A 637-nucleotide genomic window follows, 5' to 3' on the forward strand; every position below is an offset into this window, starting at 1 on the left:
GAGTTCCTATGGTGAAGATGATAAAATAAACGCATGAAATTAGATAAATTATTTGAGAAGTTTCTTTCTCTCTTTAAAAAAGAAACGAATGAATCAGCGGAGTCTGATTCGACTAGCATGCGTCGTTCACGGAGCGATAGAAAAAAATTGTCCCAAGTAGGCCCAATTCGGAAATTTTGGCGCCGTTATCATCTGACAAAAATCGTCATCATTTTAGGGTTAAGTGCTGGTTTACTGGTAGGAACCTACTTGTTTGCGATAGCCAAGTCTACCAATGTCAATGATTTGCAGAATGCTTTGAAAACACGAACTCTGATTTTTGACCGCGAAGAAAAAGAGGCAGGAGCCCTATCGGGTCAAAAGGGAACCTATGTTGAACTGACAGATATTAGTAAAGACTTGCAGAATGCTGTCGTCGCGACAGAGGACCGTTCTTTTTATAAAAATGATGGGATTAACTACGGTCGTTTCTTTCTAGCCATCCTTACAGCGGGTCGTTCTGGAGGGGGGTCCACCATCACTCAACAGTTGGCGAAAAATGCTTATCTGTCTCAGGACCAAACCGTTGAACGGAAGGCCAAGGAGTTTTTCCTTGCCTTAGAGTTGACAAAGAAATACAGCAAGGAGCAAATCCTTA

General features: G+C 41.9%; 1 protein-coding gene. It reads left to right on the forward strand.

Annotated features, from left to right (window positions below):
- Positions 1–33 precede the first annotated feature (33 nt).
- Positions 34–637 (forward strand): transglycosylase domain-containing protein (locus GMD4S_RS09980; RefSeq protein WP_000762595.1); only part of this gene is annotated, 604 nt, incomplete at its 3' end.

It is taken from the genome of Streptococcus sp. GMD4S, assembly GCF_000296955.1.